This window comes from Rhodoglobus galactosidasius, from assembly GCF_054957775.1.
In genome coordinates this window covers 1-1,570 of sequence record NZ_JBQIAV010000022.1, presented here as the reverse complement: position 1 = coordinate 1,570, position 1,570 = coordinate 1, and the positions used below count along the sequence as shown (strand labels likewise).

Below are 1,570 nucleotides of genomic sequence, written 5' to 3'. Positions count from 1 at the left end.
CCCTCTCTGTCAACCTTGCATAAGGCACCGGGATCGTCCCGAATAGTGTCGTAGAGGGCGGGGAAGGAGTTCCCCTTGACGAACACCGTAATGACAGGGCTCAGCTCGATCGGGCAGGCTGTAGGGATGGAAGATGTCCCCGATCCTCAGGTTCCCGAGCGTGCTCGGCGGCGGACCTACACGGCCAAGTACAAACGCGACATTCTGACCGAGTACGAACGACTCGATCGGCAGGGTCGTGGCGCTTTGCTCCGTCGGGAAAAGTTGTATACCTCGCTGGTGGGTAAGTGGCGTGATCAGCGCGATAGAGGAGTGCTGGAGGCGTTGGCGCGGCCGGCGGGAGCACCACCAGCCAGCGCGGCAGAAAAGGACGCCGCCCGCCTGCGGAAGGAGAATCTGCGGCTGTTAGGCGAGTTGGATACGGCTAGGCAGGTGATCGCTATCCAGGGAAAACTCTCGGCTCTGTTGGATCAACTCTCGACCAACAGCAGCGAGAAGAACACCGAGAAATAATCGACGCCACCATCACCTGCCTCGTCCCTCTCGTGGGCACGCGGGACGCGTGCCTGGCCGTGGGCCGGTCGCGGGCGACGCACTACCGCCAACACCCGCGGTCGCCAAGACCGCCGTCATCGCCGCGGCCCCGGCCGGAGCCGGCGAAGCAGCCGCGGGCGCTGACCGAGCTGGAGTGCGCCGCTGTTCTGGAGATGCTGCGGTGCAATCGGTTCGTGGATAAGGCGCCGGCGGAGATCCAGGCGATCCTCCTCGACGAGGGCACCTACCTGTGCTCAGTGGCGACGATGTATCGTCTGCTCCGCGCCCACGGCGAGACCGGGGAGCGTCGTGCTCAGGCCGAGCACCCGGCACGCATCAAGCCCGAACTCATCGCGACGGGACCCAACATGACCTGGTCGTGGGACATCTCGAAGCTCAAGGGTCCGGCCACATGGTCGTACTTCCACTTGTATACGATTATCGACATTTACTCGCGGTACGTCGTCGGGTGGATGGTCGCGACCCGGGAGTCCGCCGAGCTGGCTGAGCGGCTCCTGCTCGACACGATCGAGAAGCAGAACATTCGCCGTGATCAGCTGACGATCCACTCCGATAACGGGTCCTCGATGGCGTCGAAACCCGTCGCGTTTCTGCTTGCCGACCTGGGCGTGACCAAGTCGCACTCCCGCCCGCATACAAGTAACGACAATCCATTTTCGGAGTCGCACTTCAAAATTCTGAAGTACCGGCCCGAGTTCCCCGACCGGTTCCACAGCCTCGCCGAGGCACGCTCATTCTGCACCGAATTCTACGACTGGTACAACGGTGAACATCGCCATTCGGGCATTGGAATGCACACCCCGTTCAACGTTCACCACGGCCGCGCACGCGCCATCCAGCACGCTCGCGCCCGCGTTCTCAGGACCGCCTATGCCACGCACCCTGAACGCTTCGTTCGGAAGCTCCCGCAGCCGCCAACATTCCCGACGACGACGTGGATCAACGAACCCGAAAAGGAAGGAACGAACTCAATGACCGGCTAAAGAAACTGACTCATAAAGGTTGACACCTTCCG

1 protein-coding gene is annotated in these 1,570 nt (G+C 62.2%); it reads left to right on the top strand.

The window, feature by feature from the left end; all coding sequences use genetic code 11:
- Positions 1-90: 90 nt before the first annotated feature.
- A protein-coding gene (locus ACTJJW_RS14725) for an IS3 family transposase (RefSeq protein WP_462645909.1) occupies positions 91-1,538 on the top strand; the annotation gives its coding sequence in 2 pieces (ribosomal slippage) (positions 91-457 and positions 457-1,538; 1,449 coding nt in all).
- Positions 1,539-1,570 lie beyond the last annotated feature (32 nt).